The following is a 20,003-nucleotide window of genomic DNA, read 5'->3' as shown; positions in this document are numbered from 1 at the left end:
GCTCCGGGTATGTAATAGCTCTTTATCTAACGGCTGTGGCGGCGGTGAGATTGGAGCTATTTTCTTTTTGCTGTTGCTGAATGACTTCCCATAAAGTGGGCATACTCTGCGCCATCTCCCAAAGCGGAGAACCGGGTTCAACTTTGCCCATCTCATACACGGGTACAGGCTCGCCGTCGTTGATATTTGGGTTTGTAATATATTCTTGTTCCATTTTATTTTCCTCCTTTATGCGAATGTAAAACGGCGTGCTTCTGTCGTTTTGGTATAGGCTGTAGCCACTTCCGGCAATGCCTTATTTAATGCTGTGGTATCAATGCGGGAGCTTATAACGGTTTTATAGGTGGCTTTATGTTCGTCCCCGGTGAGCGTTTCAAGCTGGTTTTCCGTCATGTACTGCTTGATTTTGTCCGTCAAGCCCTCAATGATGGCGGCTGTTTCGTCCTGCAACCGTTTATACTGTGCAAGCTCTTTCATGATTTCGTTGATGTTCATTGTGCAACCTCCTTTATTTTCAAGCCTTTACCGGCTCGACCTGTTCAGCAGTGAAGAAGTGAGACAGCTTTTTATAATAATGGCTCGTGTCTATCTCTGCTTCTGTTTCCTGTCCGTCCTGCGTCTTTGCGGGGACTGTTTCAACTCGGTTGCTGTACTTCCAAATGTCGCATTTTAAAGCGGCTTTTTGCCCTTTGCGGACGATATAACCCCGCTCTTTCCAACCTTTAAAGGTATGCAGCGGGATTTCTCCGGTTTGCTCTAAAAACTGCTGTACCTGTTCTTCTGTGAAGATTTCAGCATTAAGAGCGGCGTTTACTATCAATGTCGTGTTGTTCATTTTCATAATGAAAAACCTCGCTTTCTTTATCTTAATTACATTATACAGTATTCGCTTAATGTTGCCAAGCGATTTATTAATATTTTTCTTAATTATTTTTCGTATATACTGTAGTATATCAATTGATAACTTGACATTTTTAAGAATACGCCATATAATATATGCATATATTGAAAAGAGGTGAACAGAATGAGCATGGAACAGAAAATAAAGACAGCCGCCGCATACAAGGGAATAAGCCAAGCTAAATTAGCTCTTGCTATAGGTATGACGGCTTCTAATTTCAATCAAAAACTAAAGCGTTCTACTTTTACCGAAGATGAATTAAAAGCGATTGCAAAAGCGTTAGACGCTTCTTATATACCGTTTTACTTTTCATTTGAGGACGGAATGAAAATTTGAAAATTTTCTGTGTCAAAGTCGCTAACCAAAGTCGGAAAGGAGGGTAAAACCTTGAATTTCGCTGATAAATACCACCTGTCCCCGGCGCAAAGTCGCTTTCTTGCTAAGAAAAAGTGGGACGAAAATGTTTATTGCGGTATGCGTATGGAAAACCGTGCCGTTACTTTCCCGCAAACAAAAACCATCTTAAACGGCGTGAATGTTCCCAATGTACAGCTTGATGACGTAATGGCCGTTTTGAATATGCGGGACGCATGGCGTTTTCTGCTGGATACCATTTCAGAGCCGCTAACGCTTGACTATATCTGTAAGCTAAATGGATTTATTGCACGCAATGAAGCTCTTGAATGGGGAAAGTTGCGCACCGGTTCAGTAGGTATATCGGGTACAGATTATACGCCGCCTATACCCGCCCAAACGGACGTAGAACAGGAGTTGCAAGTCATATTGGGTAAAGATACCACCGCAACAGAAAAGGCTTTAACGGCCTTTGCATGGGGCGCAAGAGGGCAGTTCTTTTGGGACGGTAACAAGCGAACCAGTATGACAGTCGCTAACAAAATCCTGCTTTCTGCCGGGGCGGGTATGCTCACGATCACAGACAAGCACATGGAAGAGTTTAATACTTTACTGCTTGATTTTTATAACAATGGAAAGCCGGAAACGCTCAAACAGTTCCTTTATGACAACTGCATACAGGGAATAAGCATATAACCTTCTATTTGGAAGTGTGTTTTTCCTGTTGCTTCAACCACTCTTGAAATGACTGCTCATTCTGGGGGTCTTGGTAGAACGCTTCTAAAATCCCTATCAATGGTCGTGCAAGGTCGTTAATTTGGGAATCCGTTAAAACAGGGTTTGAAATGGATAAAATTTTTTCGTTGTTCATTTTAAAACTCCTTAAAAATGGTAAAAAGATACGCCCTCGCCCATAGTCGGGTAAGGGCGTTTGTCTTTGCCTGAAAGTCGCTTACTCTTTTTTGTCTGCCGCTTCTGCAATTTCTACAATCTCAACGGCTTCGCTATATTTTGAGAGTTTCAGAAGCGGAGTAATTTCCGGGTGTTTCTGCATAACATCTCGCACAAACTCTGCAACCCGTGTTTTATTGGCGTTTTCGGGTAAATCACGGAAATACCAATCAATTTTCTGCTTCTCTGAAATAGACAAGCCGCTTTTCTTTGCGCTCACGTCCTGCAACTGCGGAACGGTATCCAGTACGGCGATATAATCAGCGTAGACAGGGGAATATACCTTGTCTGGTTCATCGGGATTGACAGTGAAAAAGTCTGTGTAACGACTTGTTTTGTCCTTTGGCTTAAACAGTTCATCGCAAGCACCCATCAAACAATCATATTGGGGCGAGAAGCCTTGTCGCTATAAAGAACTGAAAAAATTTTTCATCAATGGCAGGAAACACCTTTTCAGCAAAGGTTTTAGCCCAAGATCTTTCAAGAAAGCTTTTCTCTCTTTTCGTAAGATTAAAAGTACTGTCATGTTAAAAGACAGCTTCCGGAAGTTAACATGCCATAGGTCATTTCCTCAGTAAACTTTGTATCTGGTTTGGAGAACTTACGGGATATTTTATTTGGAAAAGACAAAATATCTCATTTAAAATATAAGTTTTTGTAGCAAATCAAGAAATATTAAAGTTGACATTATGGTATTTATTAGATATAATGAATACAAGAAAATATATAAACGTTTATAGAAATGCATATGAGGGATTATCAATGTCTACAATTAAAGATGTGGCCAATTTGGCAGGAGTATCTATTTGCACAGTTTCCAGAGTACTTGCTGATAAGAATTACATTCGTCCTGAAACAAGAAAAAAGGTTATGAATGCGGTTCATGAGTTGGATTATAAGCCGAATCATACAGCGCGCAGCCTTAAAACCGGCAATACAAACACGATAGGATTATTACTACCGGATATTTGTAACCTTTATTATATTAAGATTACAAAATATATTGAACAATACTCGGATCAGAATAAATATATGATTTTGCTCTGCGATACAAATGAAAGCGTTGAAAAAGAAAAACGGATGGTAGGGCTATTACAGGACAGAAGTGTAGATGGAGTGATTGTACTGCCTACCTCCCAAAGTATTCAACATATTTTGAAACTTGAAGATTACGGAATTCCTTATGTCTTTTTAAATCGAAATTTTCCGGATGTGAAGGCGTGTATACCTACAGATAACTATTATGGCGGCTATGCAATGATGGATCATCTGATACAGAATGGACACAAGAAGATTGCCATGTTGTTTCCGAGTTTTGACAATCCAATTTATTTTGAACGTTTTGACGGAGCCAAGGACGCTTTGCGTGCTGCAGGGCTGGATGTAAATGTGAAAAATATTTTCTATGATATCGTCGATATGCATGATGCACACGACAGAGTGACGGCTAGGATGAGAGAGCCGGATCCGCCGACGGCATTTTTCGCCGGGAACGATATGCTTTGCTTTGGTATCTATAGCGCACTTAATGAATTGGGCCTACGGATCCCGCAAGATGTATCGGTAGCGGGATACGATGATATTTCTACATCTGCAATGATTGAACCTGCTTTGACGACTTTTTGGCAACCAGAAGAAGAACTTGCCAAGCTGGGAGTAGATTATCTGTTGGCGCTGATGAATGGAGAGAGTCCTAGTCGACCAGTAAAACTGCGGGGCAAAGTTATAGCTCGTGACTCAGTGGCGGAAGCGCCTGATAAATAAGTAAAGTTGGGAATTGCCGAAAAGTTTGCAAGAAGCATAGGATTTGGGCAAGTTTCTGATTTATATAATATCGATAGAAATGGAGGTTGCAAAATGAGTTTTTATTTAAATGGTTACGCATATGGCAGTAATCCGGCGAAACGATCTACGGTAGATATTAAAAATCCAGTCACTAGGGAAGTGATGGGAACATTGCCGCTGGCGGAAGGGAACGAAGATGCTGAACGTGTGTTGTCTTATGCAGAAGAAGGGCTTGCTATCTGGGAAAATACACCACTCTACCGTAGGGCGCAGATCATGAACAAGTTTGCCGATCTGCTGGAGAAAAACGAAGAACGTGTTGCAGAGACTCTTTGCCGTAATATGGGCAGACCGATTTCTGAATGCCACGGCGAGGTGAGTCTGACGGTTGCACTTACACGCGGATATGTAGAAAAGGCAAATCATGAATATGGCGAGGTTATGCCCCAAAATCAGCCAGGGCTGGAAAATGATATTATTTTTACCCGCCGGGAGCCATTAGGTGTGTGTATGTGTATTGTTCCGTTTAATGCACCGGTAGAATTATTTGCACACAAGACAGTTCCTGCGCTTCTCATGGGAAACTCTGTTATTGCAAAGATGCCAAGCAGTGATCCAATGCCTATTTTAATCATGGCTGATTTGCTGACACAGGCCGGTGTGCCACACCAAACGATACAGCTTTTGTATGCAAGTGGAAAATTTGTTTCGCAGTATATAAATAAAAGCCCTCGTATAGCTGCAATTACTTTTACCGGAAGTACTCAAGTTGGCAGGGCAGTGTATGAAGATTCTGCGCCGCAATTACATCGGGTTTTCTTGGAAATGGGCGGAAATGACCCTTTGATTTTGACTGAAGATGCAGATTTGGACTATGCAGCTGACCAGCTGGTAAGTACCAGAACCCTCAATGGTGGTCAGGTTTGTTGTTCTAGCAAGCGTACATTGGTACCTGATACGATAGCGGATGCCTTTGTGGAAAAGGTGAAAGCGCGTATCGCTAAAGTAAGACAGGGTAATCCTTTGGATCCTCGAACAGAATTAGGCTCTTTGATTAATGCGGAAGCTGCTGCAGAAGTTAAAAGGCAGATTGATGAAACTGTTCGGCAGGGAGCTATATGTGTGTGCGGTGGTGAGATAAAAGATGATGTATTTTTAACCCCGACGTTGTTGGATGGTGTAACCAGTGATATGGATGTTGCGAAGAACATGGAGATTTTTGGACCTGTCATGACCATCATAAGATATCATTCAATAGAAGAGGCCATTGAGATTGCAAATCAAACAGAATATGGTCTGCAGGCAGGAATTATTGCTAAAGATGCAACACAGGGCATTGCCATTGGAGCTAGAATAAAGGCGGGCATGGTGGTTGTGAACGGTGCAGGCAGTTATCGTCATATGGATATGCCATTTGGAGGGTTCAAGAATTCTGGTATCGGACGTGAAGGTATTGCAATAACACTCGAAGAATTCAGTCAACCGAAGTGCTATGTAATGAAAAATGTTTTGAACAGTGTGGATTTCAGTAATAATTAATATTTTTCTATGAGAGTGTAAAAGGAGATTTATTATGTTAGAAGGAGTTAAAGTGTTAAGCTTTACACATTATTTACAGGGACCAAGCGCAGCACAGGCCCTCGCAGATTTGGGAGCTGACGTTGTCAAAGTTGAAGCGCCAAAGGGGGCTTATGAACGCCATTGGAGTGGATGTAATACATACAAGAATGGGGTCAGTGTATTTTTCCTTCTTGCCAACCGTAACCAGCGCGCGATTGCTATTGACCTGAAGAGTGAAAAGGGACGGGAAATTATAAAAAGACTTGTTCAGGAGTACGATGTCGTAATTGAAAATTTCCGACCTGGAGTGATGGACAAATTAGGATTGGGATATGAGGCTCTTAAAGAGGTTAATCCGCAGATTATATATTGCTCTTGTTCCGGGTACGGATCCAGCGGGCCAAATTTGAAAAAACCGGGTCAGGATCTGTTGATTCAGAGCATGAGTGGTCTTGCTTCCCTCACCGGAAATGGAAATACCCCACCTACCCCTATCGGAACTGCAGCAGTGGATCAACATGGTGCTATCCTTGCGGCTCTTGGAATCGTCAGTGCCGTTTATGACCGGGAAAGGACAGGCCAGGGACATCGCATTGAAGCAAGTCTATTGGGCGCTGCTCTGGATCTGCAGATTGAGGCTCTGGGGTATTATATGAATGGAGGGCAGTTTATTGAACGTCCAACCACCGGATTGTCCACGCGTATCCATCAGAGTCCTTATGGTGTATATGCCACACTGGACGGATATATTACACTTTCTCTGGTGCCGATTGATCAGTTGCGGGAGATTTTTACTCCAAATGTATTAGATGGATATACAGCAAAAGACCAGATGGATGACCGGATGGAATTTGATAAAATTGTTTGTCAGGAGATGAAAAAGAAGACAACGCAAGCATGGATCGATATATTAGAAGCAAAAGGAATATGGTATTCACCTGTAAACGAATATGAACAGGTGTTGCAGGATGAGCAGGTACAATACAACAACGCAATCTTGACAATGGAACATCCAGTGGCGGGAGAAGTGAAAGTTTTGGGACACGCCAACAAATATGATGGCGATACAGTTGGAATTCGCCGCTTACCTCCAGAACTTGGAGAACATACCGAAGAAGTCTTAAGGGAGGTTGGCTATCAAACTGAGGAATTATGTGAATTGTCAGAGGAGGGCGTTGTGTGGTCGCCAGGCTCAAAGAAGAATTAATGGAGGAATTATTTATGGAATATACAAATAATCTGGTAATTGTGGATGTGAGTAATCCGAAAGTGGCAGTGGTTACGTTAAACAACCCGCCGCTTAATCTGGTGACACTTGGTTTGAGAGCGGAACTGAGTGATGTGCTCCATAAGCTGGAAGAAGATAGTCGGGTACGTGTAGTGGTTCTTACTGGAAGTGGAGAAAGGGCATTTTGTGTCGGTAGCGATATCAATGAATTTCCACAAGTTTGGGATAATGTTATTGGGAAAAAGCTTCAAAATGAAAATTTATGTTTTGATGCAATTGAGCAGTTAAGCAAGCCGGTAATTGCTGCTATGGAGGGACATGTATTGGGCGGTGGCTGCGAAATGAGCATGGCCTGTGATATTCGTATTATGTCTGAAACCGGGCATATCGGACTTCCGGAAATAAATCTTGGTGTATTCCCCGGTAGCGGAGGCTTGTTCCGACTGGCAAAACTTGTGGGCCCTTCAAAGGCCGTTGAAATGATGTATACGGGCGAACTTTTGACAGCTCAACAGGCATTGGAATATGGTCTTGTTAGTCGTCTGGCTCCGGCAGGTATGGTCAAAAAGACAGCAATGGAACTTGCTGAACAGATTGCACAGAAGCCATTTGAAGCAATCAAACTTATTAAACAGGGAGTACGTGAGTTGTGGTTAAAGCCGAATAAAGAGTGCTTTTATGAAAATCTGGCATTTAGTAAAACGGTGTTCAAGACGGAAGACTGTGCAGAAGGTGTAGACGCATTTTTGAACAAGCGGGTACCAAAATTTCGATGATTTTTTTGAATGATATATAAACGTTTACATATGGAGGTATTATGCGATTTCAGACAGATGTTTTGGTGATAGGTGCAGGAGGTGCAGCTTGCCGTGCAGCAATAGAAGCTGCTGATTGCGGTGCTCGTGTACTGATGGTGAGCAAAAAGCCGCTAGGAAATGCTGGAGCTACATGTTTCCCCGTGGCGGAAATGGCAGGATACAATGCAGGTAATCCAGATGTGCCTGGTGATATTGAGAGACATTATGAAGATATTGTAAGTGCAGGCCAGGGGATGGTTGATCCAGCACTAGCTCAACTGTTAGCGGAACAGGCGCCGGATACAATTTCTCGCCTCATAGAGTGGGGGGTCTCATTCGAAATGGAGGATGGAGACTTCTATATATTCAAGAGTTGTTTCTCTGAGTCTGCCCGGACCCATGTTATTCGTGGACATGGAAAACCTATTATAGAGGCTATGACGCAGCAGATTAAGAAACGACACAAAATTCAGATACTGGATAGAGTGACGATTGCAGGTCTGCTTATGGATTGCGAACGCTGTGCGGGAGCATTTGGCTGGGATGCGGAAGGAAAGAGCTTCATCATTGAATCTGGTAGTGTTGTACTGGCTACAGGGGGAACCACACAGGCTTTTCTTCGAAATATGAACCCATTGGATGTTACTGGTGATGGTTACACAATTGGACATGAAGCGGGAGCCAAGTTGATTAACATGGAATTCATGCAGGTTGGGATGTGTTTTTCTCATCCGGTGATAAACATGTTCAACGCTTATCTTTGGGAAGGAATGCCACGCCTTTATAATGGGGAAAATATGGAGTTTTTGACTAACTACTTGCCTGAGGGACTATCAAGTTATGATGTGATGCATGAGCATAGGCGACATTTTCCTTTCTCAACAAGTGATGCTTCAAAATATTTGGAGATTGCTGCACACAAGGAAATATGCAATGGTCGAGGAACTGAACACGGGGGTATCGTGGCAGATCTGTCACATATGACGGACAGCTATATACAGTCGTTGGAAGATGACTGTGGAATTCATCATATGTGGCCTATTGCAAGGGATTATATGCTGCATAAAGGTGTTGACCTGCTGAAGCAAAAAGCGGAAGTTGCGGTGTTTGCTCATGCCACAAGCGGTGGTTTGGTGATCGATAAGTCAGCTTCCACCAAAATTCCTGGACTTTTTGCAGCTGGAGAGGTTGCAGGAGGTTCACATGGTGCTAACCGTCTGGGTGGCAACATGATGGTAACATGTCAGGTGTTTGGCGCAATTGCTGGTAAAAATGCTGCGCTAAGTGCGCTGCAGAATCCTGTGACCAAATTAGATTCCCAGTTGGTTGCCAAGTTTGTTGATAGAAAAAAGGAATTGTTACTCAGAGTGATCGATACAGAAGGAATGATTCTGCGGCTGAAAGAATGCAATCAGGAGAATCTTCTCATCAATCGATCAGAAGTCAGTTTGAATTTTGTTTTACAAATGGTGGACCAGCTGCAAAAGGAAATTAATAATGCACCTCTGGGCAATGTAATAAATCTACGGAATTTTGAACTGTATTCTTTGATGTATACATCTCAAATAATGGCAATTTCTGCTTTACAACGAAAGGAAAGCAGGGGGAGTCATCATAGAGTTGATTATCCTGAAAAAAATAATTTATACAATCGTGCATTTGTTCTTTGATGCAGTACAAATAATTATATGACTTGAGATTTTAAGCGCAAGGCTAAAAACGTTCTTCAAGTATGTATTATTTTGTTGAAACTGAATGAAAAGGAAGAGAGTAATTATATAGATATCAAAATATTATATAATAGAAATAAAAATAAAAATAGACATTTACCTTTATTTTTATATAATACAATTGATGGATTATATAAAAATATTCAACAATCAGGAATTTGTTTTTGTTGTTAAGAAGTTAGAATTATTTACTATGTCATTTAAAGGAGGAAAAACTATTAATGAAAGCATTATTAGCAACCAATATAGGCGAGGTTAGCATGCAGGAAATTCCCACACCAGAATGTGGTGACGATGATGTCCTAATAAAAGTAGAATATGCCGGCATCTGTGGTAGTGATATGCACATCTACCATGGTACACATCCCTTCCGAAAACCGCCAGTAATACTAGGACATGAGTTGTCTGGCGTGATTATTAGGAAAGGCGTAAAAGTTGACAGTCTAAACATTGGGGATGAGGTCACGGCTATGCCAGTTGTTTCTTGTGGGGAATGTATATGGTGTAAAAAAGATATGCCTGTCCACTGTGCAAAGCTTAGAGTTCCAGGAACTTCCGGATGGGTAGGCACTTTTGTGGAATACTTCAACATACCAGCTAGATGGGTATATAAAAAACCTGATAATATAGACCTGAAGACTGCCGTTCTAGCAGAACCATTATCAGTGGCAATCCACGCACTTAGGAAATTTCAGGGAAACGAGAAGGAAAACCTATTGATAATTGGGGTTGGAGCCATTGGCTCTCTTGCTGTTGTGGCTGCCAAAGCCATGGGTTTCGGAAGAATTATGGTGTCAGATGTTTCTGAATTCAATTTGGACCTGGCGCTTAAGAGCGGGGCAGACAGAGCTGTTAATGTCCTCCGTGAGAGTCTGGAGGATGCTGTAGTGGAGACCTTTGGAATGGAACCTTTTGGAAAAGATAAAGCTTCCGCTGTTCTCGTTACTGCTGATCATGAAAATGTACTGCTTGATGCTGTGCATTGCCTTGGAATTGAAAAGAGAGTAGTTACAATCTCTACGATTACAACGCCTCGTCCTTTTGTCGTGACGGATTTAACGGAAAAGCTGGGAAGAATATCGGGATCCGCTTCCTTTGGTCGAGAGGATTTTGAACTAGCTCTTCGATTGATGGGTGAGAATGCGGAAGTTTTTGCTTCCATCGTGTCTCATGTGTTTCCCAAGGAAAAGGCACAGGAAGCTTTTGAGATAATAGATCAGAAGAAAGAAGGTATCTCAAAAGCCGTCATAAAAATGTCCTGATAGCTTGAAGGCAACAAAATGGATTGATAAGGAGAAGAATTATGAATATGATGAAAGCACTGTTGGCTACAGAAGTGCATAAGGTCGGTATAAGAGAAGTTCCTATACCGGATATCAAAGACGACGAGGTTTTAATCGAGGTTGCCTATGCAGGCATTTGTGCCAGCGATCTCCATGCCTATAATGGCTTACATACATTCCGCAAACCTCCTGTAATACTTGGTCATGAGGTCTCAGGAACTATTGTTAAAAAGGGCCCTAATGTAGAAAATCTGGAAATAGGCGATATGGTTACAGCAATTCCTGTTGTAACCTGCTTGGAATGTGAATGGTGCAAGCAGGGCAAACCACAGATGTGTGCAAAGAAAATTAACGCAGGAATTAAAGGTTGGGTTGGAACCTTTGTGGAATATTTCAATGCTCCTGCAAATTGGGTAGTTAAAGCACCTAAGGGTGTAGATATGAAAACTTTTGTGCTGGCAGAACCTCTGTCGGTTGCAGTACATGGACTGAACCAAATTCCGCCGGATTATCGGGAACGTCTGGTGATTATAGGTACGGGGGCTATTGGTAGCATGGCGGTTATAGCAGCCAAGGCAATGGGCTTCAAACGTATTATCGCAGTCGATATTGATGATACCAAACTGGAGCGGGCTCTCATAAGTGGTGCGGAACGTGCGGTTCATAATGAGCGTGAGAACCTGGAACAGGCAGTGATTGAGAATTTCGGAATGGAGAAAGCTACTGGTGTATTGATTACCGCTCCTCACGAAAATGTTTTTGTGGATGCCGTACATTCTATTGGCATCGGCGGGTTTGTCTCTACAATTTCCAGCCTTTCAACCCCTCGTCCTTTTATTTTGGCAGATTTTAATACGGCTGAAGCAACTTTGATTGGAAGCCATAGTTACAATAACGATGAGTTCCATCAGGCGGTTAAGATCCTTAGTGAGAATGTGGAAGCCTTTACTCCATTAGTTTCCCATGTATTCCCAAAAGAAAAGATCCAGGATGCTTTCGATTTGATTGTTGAGAAGAGGGAAACGTTCTTTAAGGTCGTTATGGATATGAAACACTAAATAGTAAGGAGAACTAAACATGAACTTTTATCAGTGTAATAAAGAACATCCAAAAGTAGGGGTACTCTTAGGTGACCATGCTGGAATCGGTCCGGAAATTACCGCAAAAATGTTTCATAAGTTGGGTGGTTCGCTGGAATGTATACCGGTGGTGATTGCTAGTTACCCAATATTTTTAAAGGAAATGGAGCTTTTCGCTCCAGAACAGATTCAAAATATACGCCTCATATCTGACCCGGATGAGGCGGAGTGGGATTCTAAAACGATATATTTCATTGACCTACCAGGTTTCCGTTCAGAAGATATTCCCGCTGGAGAGATTACAAGTGAGGCAGGTCGTTTGATGGTTCGTGCCTTTGAGGTGTCCCTTGATTATGCAGTGAAAAAGAAAATCGATGGCATACTGTTGTGTCCTCTCAGAAAGGAATCCATGGTCCTTTACAATCCTCAATATCCTTCTGAATTTCCTCTCTTTGACGATATGTTGGGTGTCCAGCGTATGGGGTGTGTGAAAAGAGCAGGTCCGAGATATTACGACTGTATCGTTGGGCATGTACCGCTGAGGGAGGTGCCAGATAAGATTACGGAGGAAGCGATTCGTCACTCTGTTGTGCAGATGCATGACAGCATGAAAAAGTTCGGTATCGAGCATCCCAGAATTGGGATTTCTGCTCTGAATCCGCATGCTGGGCAAGGCGGTGATATAGGCGATGATGAGATTAAAGTCATCACCCCGGCAATTCAGAAGCTTTGTATGGAAGGGTATGATGTTTATGGACCTTACCCTGCGGATACTATGACCATTTCCGCAGAAAGGGAAAATCTCTACGGCTTAATTTATATGTTTCATGATCAACTTCTGGTTTGCCTTAAAAGCGCTCATATGGATGACAATATTGCGTATTTTGTGCATCCACATATCAATTTCCCAATGGCTTCCATGGGACATGGCTGTGCACCAGATATAGCGGGCAAAGGGATAGCAAATGAAGCCAACATGTGCTTTTGCATTGTCGACTTTACTGATGTTTTAAAAGGTAAATAAAGGATAATGGAATGAAACACGGGCAATGATATGGGAACCTAGAAACTGCAAATATACACTGGAAAATAAGTATTTGTTTATACAGGGCATTTATGGAGAACTTGAATATTTCTGTGATTGTATTTTAGAGGATAGAAAAACCGGAAATCGGATCACTTGAATTTGCCTTGGAACCAGCAAAGGTTTCTGAAGCGCTTTTGCTTTCGAAGGGGAAAACCATATCAATTTAATAAAGGAGGAATCTCTTATGGGTAAATTGAATGATAAAGTTGCGATTATTACAGGAGCAGGTCAGGGAATCGGATATGCCGGTGCACTGAGGCTGGCGTCTGAAGGTGCCTCGGTTGTAGCTGTTGACATCAAGATGGATGGGGTTGACAAGCTGGTGAAGGAAATCAAGGACAAGGGCGGTCGGGCAATTTCCATACAGGCCGATGTAACAAATGAAGATTCTGTCATGGAAATGGTAAATAAGACGGTTTCAGAATTCGGGAGAATTGATATTCTTTACAACAACGCTGGAGCTACGAAAAAAAGCGATAAAGGTGTAGTGGATATGGATCTGGATACCTGGAATTTTGCTATGGACTTGGTGTTAAAAAGTGTGATGCTATGCTGTAAGCATGTCATTCCTATAATGATTAAAAACGGAGGTGGTTCCATCATCAATACCTCTTCCGGAGCAGGTCTAGTAGGGGATCTTTCCCCTTCTGCCTATGGTGCGGCGAAAGCTGGTGTAATCAATCTCACCCGCTATATTGCGACACAGCACGGAAAACAGAATATCCGGTGTAATGTGGTGGTGCCCGGTGTCATTGTAACGGAGGCTTCCACAGCAAATGTAGGACCACTATTTGATTTGCTGGAATCTCATGCATTGCTCCCGAGAAACGGAAAACCGGAAGATATCGCAAATGCTGTAGTGTTTCTAGCTTCAGACGAGTCCGGATTTATGACTGGCGCGGAAATTGTGATTGATGGTGGTTTGACAATGCATATGCCTACTTTCGGAGATTACATGAAAACAGGTTTAAGTATCTGAAACATATGAAGTATTTACTCTGTGTACCGATAAAAATCGAAAGGCGTGTTTGTTATGGCTATTTGTATCGGTAAGGAACTCTGATTAAGTATGATAATTGCATACGAATACGACCTTCTGACACATATCTTTTTATGATGTTAAAAATTAACAAGCCTAGGAAGTAGAGTTATCATTTGGAATATGAAAGTTTATATTAAGATGGAGGTAACTTATGAAAAAGTCGAATACCATTCTTGTAGTTGACGCTCATGCACATCCTCCTAAAAAAGAGGTTAATAGCTTTTATGCTGCTCCTCGAACGCAGGAAGAAGCAGAGTCTCTTCTTCTGCTTAGCATTGAGGAAATGGTGGCGCAGATGGATAGATTAAAAACAAATGTTAAGATGATGTTTGCGATACCGTCCGATATCGAGTATTTGTATCATTATGGGGAGCACAACGTGGATACCGGAATTACTACCAGTACTTCGTTGGAATGGATTATTCGCGCGCAGGAATTGTATCCGAACCGATTTTACGGTGTAGCATGTTTAGACCCGACTCGCCCAGAATCAATCGAAACACTGGAGTTTCTGGTAAAAGAACATTGTTTTAAAGCAGCAAAAATGATCCCTGGACATTACAAATTCGATGTTAACGATAAAAAAATCTATAATTTTTATAAAAAGTGCATAGAACTGGATATTCCAGTAGCATTTCATACAGGTTATTCACCGTTCCGTGAGGTGGATCGGCTGATTCCGGCTATGCCAATAATGCTAGACGAACTGGCTTATGATCTTCCGGAACTAAAAATAGATTTGTGCCATGTTGGTGGACACTGGTATCAGGATGCTGTACTCGTTGCCCTGAGAAATGAAAATATTATACTCGATTTCTCAATGTTGACTTATATATGCAAATTTTTAGTTTATCCCAAAATTGATCCTGGTGAATTAATCAAAAGGATTGTTGAGATAATTGGTCCGGATCGTCTCATGTTTGGAGCTGATAACGATGATCCGGAAATGAATCTTGACTTTATGGAAAGCCTTGATTTGGGAGAACACGACTTAAGGAAGATTATGGGAGAAAATGCAGCTAGATTTTTTAAACTAGATCAGAGATAAATTATGGATTGGTTTAATCTAGCTAGTCTTATGGGAAAGGAGGTCACTTGCACAAAAATGCAGCTAGATTTTTTAAACTAGATCAGAGATAAATTATGGATTGGTTTAATCTAGCTAGTCTTATGGGAAAGGAGGTCACTTGCACAATAAGTTCGTTTAGCCGTTGCGCAAACGGATAAAAGTATTATAAAAGTAAAGGAGTATATTCAAATGAAAAAAGTAACTAAAAAAATATGGAATTTAGTAGGAATCGCTGTCTTAATCTTTTCCATGCTTCTTTCTGGATGCGGCACTAACTCCGCCGGTACGCAGTTGCAAGGCGAAGTTACGCCGGATGGCGGCACTAACTCCGCCGGTACGCAGTTGCAAGGCGAAGTTACGCCGGATGATAGTACAAAAGGATATGTTGAACGAGCTTACGCTGGAGAATTTAAGGGAAAGAAAGTTACCATTATGGGTTCTATAGGTGACAGTGACTTGGCAGCGTTTGAGGCCAGTGTAAAGGAATTCAAGGAGAATACAGGTATTGACTTGCAATATGAAAATACCAAAGAATTCGAGGCTTCAATTACCATACGTGTCGATGGTGGAAATCCTCCCGATATTGCAAACTTTGCCTCTCTGGGATTATTATCTAATTTCGCAGAGGCTGGTAATTTAGTTGATTTGAAATCTTTTTTATCTGAAGATTATTTAAAGGGGCAATATAAAGATAGTTACATTGATATGACAACCATGGATAGTCCTAATGGAGAAATCATGGCTGCGGCTATGAACCGTGTTGCTGTGGCAAGCCTTGTATGGTATCCGAAGAGCGCTTTTGATGAGGCGGGCTATAAAATCCCAGAAACATGGGATGAACTGATCCAGCTCAGTGAGGATATTGTAGCGGACGGTGGTTCCCCCTGGTCTATCGCAATTGAGAGTGGTGCTGCAACAGGATGGCCAGCTGCTGGATGGGTAGCTGATATGGTACTGCGTGTAACCTCACCAGAAAATTATGACAAGTGGGTTGCCGGCGAACTCTCATTCACTTCTCCTGAAATCAAAAAAGCCTTTGAAAAAATGTCAGAGATATGGAAAAATGAAGATTATGTATACGGTGGTTCAAAATCTATTGTTTCCACAAACTATGGAGATGCAGTACAGCCCTTGTTCACCAACCCACCAAAAGCATGGCTACACAAGCAGGCAAACTTTATGATTCCATTCTTCCCATCTGATGCCGTTGCTGGCGAGGATTATGATTTCTTCCAGCTACCGTCAATCGACCCAGAATATGGTATCCCAGTTGTTATCAAAGGCGATATGTATGCTATGTTTAACGATCGTCCTGAAGTACGCGCTGTCATGGAATACTTTACAACGGCTGATTCCATCAAGCAATGGATTATGATGGGTGGTACAATTGCTCCAATGAACGGTGCTGAAGACTCATGGTATACGACCGATGTGCTCCAAAGGGTAGCCAAAGTGCTTAAGAATGCTGATACTATTCGTTATGATGCTTCTGACGCTATGCCTGCTACAGTTGGTGCAGGTACCTTCTGGAAAGGTATTGTCGATTATTTTAGTGATACGCTTGACCTTGATGCAGCATTGGAAGAGATGCAGTCTGGTTGGAACAACGTAGAGGATTAACTATTTGAAAGACAGCGAAAGAGGGGTAACCCTGATTACCCCTCTTTTTTGATGATATGACTTTCCATATGTGTGAGAGGAGGTTTCTATTGAAAACCGTCAATCAAAAAAAATCAAGCGCAAATCTGGTTTTATTAAGCTCTATAATTTTAGTCATGGACGTTGGGCTCCTATGGGCGATAATTAAATTCCTGTGCAATTTGAAAGTGCATTCAGTTTTGTATGCTATAATAGGAGTTTTATTGGTAGTATTGAGTGTCGGGTTTATTTTCTGTTCAATTAACTGGGTTGTAGAGCAGTATCCTGACAAATATAAAAATCTAATTCAGCCTTTTTTATATATAGGAATTGCCGTGTTGTTACTGACCATGATGCTGCTGTTACCGGCTATTGAGACCTTATATTACAGCTTTTTTAACGCCAGCTCTAGTAAGTTCGTCGGCTTTTCAAACTATTTAGCTATTTTTAGTGACAGCCAATTGATCATTGCGCTTCGTAACAGTGCGCTTTGGGTTTTATTCGCGGCAACCTCTTGTGTGGCGCTGGGTCTGGTAATTGCAACCCTAGCTGACCGGTGCAGTTATGAAAAGTTAGTAAAAACGATTATTTTTATGCCTACTGCCATATCCTATGTTGCAGCGGGGGTAATTTGGAAATTTGTATATTTTTATCAGCCTGGTGACCAACAAATTGGTCTTCTGAATGCAATTGTAGTAAAATTTGGGGGAGAACCTCAGGCATGGACAACAATGCTGCCTTTTTGGAATAATTTTTTCCTGATGCTCATTTTTGTCTGGATGCAGACAGGCTATTCGATGGTTTTACTGTCGGCTGCAGTAAAAAATATTCCATCGGAAATCATGGAAGCAGCTAGAGTAGATGGAGCTGGTGAGATTCGAATCTTTTTTGATATAATAATACCTTATATTGCAAAGGATATAATAACAGTTACAACGACAATTGTAGTATTCTGTCTTAAAGTATTTGATATAATTCAGGTGATGACAGGTGGACAGTATGGTACTGATGTTGTGGCAACTAATTTCTATAGACAGATCTTCATGCAACAGAACGCAGGTTATGGAAATACAATTGCGATTGTATTGCTAATTATCGTGACACCAGTTATATTTATAAATCTGAAGAATTTCCGCAAGCAGCAGGGAGGTGCGTTATTATAAAACATAAGAAAATGAGGAAAAGCTCTAAACTGATTGTTGATATTCTGTTAGGAATTATCTGCTTGATGTGGTTCCTTCCGACGTTTGGTTTGTTTGTCACCTCCTTCAGGCCTGCTAAGGATATTTTAGAAACAGGATGGTGGAATATTTTACCACATAAGGATTGGGAAACCACTGAGCAAATTCAACTACCAAAGGATACCAACTTAAGGGAACCGATTACCGTCGGAGACCAGACGTTCACAACAAAGGAATTAACTCAAGGAATTACAGTTGATGGAAAGCGCTATATTTGGGAAAATAACATGGCTCGCCTTATTAATGTTCAGGAAAAGAGGTGGACGACCAACATCAATTTTACACTGGACAATTACAAGGCGGTATTTGGTGGAAAAGAGTATAACATCAAGCAGCCCGACGGAACCACAATAAAAGTAAAGGGTAGCAATATGACAAGATCATTTCTAAACACTTTAGCATCTGCGGTCCCCTCGACGATTTTCCCTGTGCTCATTGCAACCTTGGCTGCTTACGGATTTGCCTGGATGAAATTTCCTGGTAAAAAGCTTATGTTCTTAATCATAATCTTACTTTTAGTCGTTCCGGTGCAAGTGGTGATGTCTCCAGTATTAAAAGGGTTTACTTTTCTGGGGTTAAATGGCACGTTCTTAGGTATTTGGATTGCTCATACTGCCTTTGGGTTGCCGCTTCCCACGTATTATATGTATAACTATATAAGCCAACTGCCGCGCGAAATTTTTGAATCAGCATCGATTGATGGAGCGAAAAAATCAACTATCTTCATGCGGATGGTTTTACCGATGTCAGTGCCTGCCTTGGCGTCTATCGCCATTTACCAATTCTTATGGGTATGGAATGACTATTTGGTTTCACTTTGCTTCCTGGGTGGAAGAGATGAGGTCAAAGTTTTATCCATGGACATTGCAAACCTTGTTGGAACCCGTGGAAATGACTGGTACCTACTCTCATCAGCTGCCTTTATTTCAATGATTGTGCCTTTGACCGTGTTCTTCTCCCTACAAAAATATTTCGTTCGTGGATTAGTTGGTGGTGCGGTTAAAGGTTGATAATTTCTTAATAGAAAATCCAGAGATGAAGAATAAAAACTTTTCGCGTTAAAAACTTCATATTTTATACGTAATATCCTCCTGTACGAAAAATAAAGCAACGAAATTTTTCGTACAGGAGGATATTAAACAATGAATAAGGCGGAAAAACGGGAGAAGAAGAAAAATAATTACAGCATTGTAGATTTTATGAGGATAACTAAACATTTTTTAAAATTTTTTACGACATGGATTGAAGAAATGGAAGACCCAAGAAACTATGCGTCAGATGGAAGAGAGCTTTAACGAAGGGAACTGTATCAGCACTCTGCATCTGATTTCCGGAAATCAGAAAGTGAAAGAAATACCCCATTATGATACACTGAACTTTTATCTGGAACGACTATCGCCGGATTGCCTCTCTGATTTGCGTAAGAAAATGGTAACAAATCTGATATGAGGGAAGCAGTTTAATAGGAATAGATTTATGGGAAATACTGGCGTTTGTGGAATGATTCTATACAGGCATTGTCCAAAGGATACGTCTTCTTTGAGTAGCTGAATATCAGTCCTGATGCTGTACTGGCATAATCGCTGGATGTATATTGCCACCTGTAATCAGAATTATACTGAATTGGGTATAATACTGATATGATTCCTTCTAGGAAGACAGTTAAAATAATAAAACTGTTGACTTAGAAGGGAGTATATTTTACTTTATAGTATCAAGGTACATAGGGGAGAGAAAAATAGACCTCTCACTCTATTTACCGTTGAGTGAGAGGTCTGATAACCGCTAAAACTTATTTTTCAAGAAAAGTTTTCAGCTTTTTGAGAATTTTGTTTTTCTGCTTGTGGACAGCAGGCTGAGAAATTCCAAGAACAGCAGCAAGTTCACGTTCCGTCTTTTCCTCGAAGAACAGCGCAACGATCAGCTCCCGCTCCTTTTCAGAAAGTTCCGCCAAAGCCTGATACAGCTTCTCTGCAGAGATTTTTCGCAGCACCATATCCTCAACAATTTCGTGATGGTCCGTAAACTGCTCGGCGTTATCATCCATAAGCCTGTCCAAAGAATCCTCACGGCTGGGAATGATCTGTTTGATATGTCCATCGGTATCCATCAGGACCCGTTCCGTTTTAAGGTCATTTTCAAAATAGCGGATTTTTCGATCACCTTTCATATAGGCATCGTAAACAGCACCCGTCACTTCAATGTATTGACCGCTGACCCATACTCTTTTCTTGTCAGCATCCATGCTATGTACCTCC

General features: G+C 41.5%; 23 protein-coding genes. 17 read left to right on the top strand and 6 right to left on the bottom strand.

Going from position 1 to position 20,003, the window contains the following annotated elements; translation table 11 throughout:
* Positions 1-22: 22 nt before the first annotated feature.
* The 3 genes from H8705_RS09570 to H8705_RS09560 are packed head-to-tail and all read right to left on the bottom strand — an operon-like array spanning position 23 to position 841.
* Entirely contained in the window at positions 23-214 is a 192-nt protein-coding gene (locus H8705_RS09570) for a hypothetical protein (RefSeq protein ID WP_262395552.1), read from the bottom strand.
* A 14-nt stretch (positions 215-228) separates the two neighbouring features.
* The gene (locus tag H8705_RS09565; RefSeq protein ID WP_262395551.1) at positions 229-495 is read right to left on the bottom strand and encodes a hypothetical protein; all 267 of its coding nucleotides are present in this window, start codon (positions 493-495) and stop codon (positions 229-231) included.
* 19 nt (positions 496-514) lie between these two features.
* Entirely contained in the window at positions 515-841 is a 327-nt protein-coding gene (locus H8705_RS09560) for a hypothetical protein (RefSeq protein WP_262395550.1), read from the bottom strand.
* A gap of 183 nt (positions 842-1,024) precedes the next feature.
* Here H8705_RS09560 and H8705_RS09555 point away from each other — a divergent pair, with 183 nt between their 5' ends.
* Together H8705_RS09555 and H8705_RS09550 are read left to right on the top strand one after the other, a co-directional pair.
* A complete protein-coding gene (locus H8705_RS09555) occupies positions 1,025-1,237 on the top strand; it encodes a helix-turn-helix domain-containing protein (RefSeq protein WP_262395549.1) in 213 nt (70 codons plus the stop codon).
* Between the two features lie 51 nt (positions 1,238-1,288).
* Entirely contained in the window at positions 1,289-1,951 is a 663-nt protein-coding gene (locus H8705_RS09550) for a Fic family protein (protein WP_262395548.1), read from the top strand.
* A gap of 4 nt (positions 1,952-1,955) precedes the next feature.
* Here H8705_RS09550 and H8705_RS09545 read toward each other — a convergent pair whose 3' ends face one another.
* Together H8705_RS09545 and H8705_RS09540 are read right to left on the bottom strand one after the other, a co-directional pair.
* Complete coding sequence (locus H8705_RS09545) at positions 1,956-2,126, bottom strand: hypothetical protein (protein ID WP_262395547.1); 171 nt, start codon at positions 2,124-2,126, stop codon at positions 1,956-1,958.
* Positions 2,127-2,207: 81 nt separating this feature from the next.
* Positions 2,208-2,579 carry a hypothetical protein gene (locus tag H8705_RS09540; protein ID WP_262395546.1) on the bottom strand — a complete coding sequence of 124 codons (372 nt, stop codon included), beginning with the start codon at positions 2,577-2,579 and terminating at the stop codon, positions 2,208-2,210.
* A 389-nt stretch (positions 2,580-2,968) separates the two neighbouring features.
* Here H8705_RS09540 and H8705_RS09535 point away from each other — a divergent pair, with 389 nt between their 5' ends.
* From H8705_RS09535 to H8705_RS09465, 15 genes are all read left to right on the top strand, one after another.
* Positions 2,969-3,970 (top strand): LacI family DNA-binding transcriptional regulator, encoded by a 1,002-nt coding sequence (locus tag H8705_RS09535; protein ID WP_262395545.1) that lies wholly within the window; start codon positions 2,969-2,971, stop codon positions 3,968-3,970.
* 93 nt (positions 3,971-4,063) lie between these two features.
* A complete protein-coding gene (locus H8705_RS09530; protein WP_262395544.1) occupies positions 4,064-5,530 on the top strand; it encodes an aldehyde dehydrogenase family protein in 1,467 nt (488 codons plus the stop codon).
* Between the two features lie 34 nt (positions 5,531-5,564).
* The gene (locus H8705_RS09525; RefSeq protein ID WP_262395543.1) at positions 5,565-6,758 is read left to right on the top strand and encodes a CaiB/BaiF CoA transferase family protein; all 1,194 of its coding nucleotides are present in this window, start codon (positions 5,565-5,567) and stop codon (positions 6,756-6,758) included.
* Positions 6,731-7,555, top strand: a complete 825-nt coding sequence (locus H8705_RS09520; protein WP_262395542.1) for an enoyl-CoA hydratase/isomerase family protein — start codon at positions 6,731-6,733, stop codon at positions 7,553-7,555. The genes H8705_RS09525 and H8705_RS09520 overlap by 28 nt, the downstream gene beginning before the upstream one ends.
* 41 nt (positions 7,556-7,596) lie before the next feature.
* Entirely contained in the window at positions 7,597-9,246 is a 1,650-nt protein-coding gene (locus H8705_RS09515) for an FAD-binding protein (RefSeq protein ID WP_262395541.1), read from the top strand.
* Between the two features lie 281 nt (positions 9,247-9,527).
* Positions 9,528-10,568, top strand: a complete 1,041-nt coding sequence (locus H8705_RS09510; protein ID WP_262395540.1) for a zinc-dependent alcohol dehydrogenase — start codon at positions 9,528-9,530, stop codon at positions 10,566-10,568.
* Positions 10,569-10,609: 41 nt separating this feature from the next.
* Positions 10,610-11,647 carry a zinc-dependent alcohol dehydrogenase gene (locus H8705_RS09505; protein WP_262395539.1) on the top strand — a complete coding sequence of 346 codons (1,038 nt, stop codon included), beginning with the start codon at positions 10,610-10,612 and terminating at the stop codon, positions 11,645-11,647.
* A gap of 19 nt (positions 11,648-11,666) precedes the next feature.
* Entirely contained in the window at positions 11,667-12,692 is a 1,026-nt protein-coding gene (locus H8705_RS09500; protein WP_262395538.1) for a PdxA family dehydrogenase, read from the top strand.
* Between the two features lie 247 nt (positions 12,693-12,939).
* A complete protein-coding gene (locus H8705_RS09495) occupies positions 12,940-13,734 on the top strand; it encodes an SDR family NAD(P)-dependent oxidoreductase (RefSeq protein ID WP_262395537.1) in 795 nt (264 codons plus the stop codon).
* A gap of 214 nt (positions 13,735-13,948) precedes the next feature.
* Positions 13,949-14,845, top strand: a complete 897-nt coding sequence (locus tag H8705_RS09490; RefSeq protein WP_262395536.1) for an amidohydrolase family protein — start codon at positions 13,949-13,951, stop codon at positions 14,843-14,845.
* Positions 14,846-15,055: 210 nt separating this feature from the next.
* Positions 15,056-16,486: an ABC transporter substrate-binding protein gene (locus H8705_RS09485; RefSeq protein ID WP_262395535.1), complete on the top strand. Its 1,431-nt coding sequence runs from the start codon at positions 15,056-15,058 to the stop codon at positions 16,484-16,486.
* 89 nt (positions 16,487-16,575) lie between these two features.
* A complete protein-coding gene (locus H8705_RS09480) occupies positions 16,576-17,667 on the top strand; it encodes a carbohydrate ABC transporter permease (RefSeq protein ID WP_262395534.1) in 1,092 nt (363 codons plus the stop codon).
* A gap of 65 nt (positions 17,668-17,732) precedes the next feature.
* Positions 17,733-18,755, top strand: a complete 1,023-nt coding sequence (locus H8705_RS09475; protein ID WP_262395596.1) for a carbohydrate ABC transporter permease — start codon at positions 17,733-17,735, stop codon at positions 18,753-18,755.
* Positions 18,756-18,887: 132 nt separating this feature from the next.
* On the top strand, positions 18,888-19,040 hold the full coding sequence (locus H8705_RS09470; protein WP_262395533.1) for a hypothetical protein: 153 nt from the start codon (positions 18,888-18,890) through the stop codon (positions 19,038-19,040).
* Positions 19,015-19,194 carry a hypothetical protein gene (locus tag H8705_RS09465; protein ID WP_262395532.1) on the top strand — a complete coding sequence of 60 codons (180 nt, stop codon included), beginning with the start codon at positions 19,015-19,017 and terminating at the stop codon, positions 19,192-19,194. The genes H8705_RS09470 and H8705_RS09465 overlap by 26 nt, the downstream gene beginning before the upstream one ends.
* Before the next feature lie 343 nt (positions 19,195-19,537).
* Here the strand turns inward: H8705_RS09465 and H8705_RS09460 are convergent, their stop codons facing one another.
* A complete protein-coding gene (locus tag H8705_RS09460; RefSeq protein ID WP_262395531.1) occupies positions 19,538-19,990 on the bottom strand; it encodes an RNA polymerase sigma factor in 453 nt (150 codons plus the stop codon).
* Positions 19,991-20,003: the final 13 nt, after the last annotated feature.

The sequence above is a fragment of the Youxingia wuxianensis genome (assembly GCF_014385085.1).
GTDB classification, from domain to species: domain Bacteria; phylum Bacillota; class Clostridia; order Oscillospirales; family Ruminococcaceae; genus Youxingia; species Youxingia wuxianensis.
The sequence above is the reverse complement of the archived record's forward strand: the minus strand, read 5'-3'. Positions and strand labels throughout refer to the sequence as shown.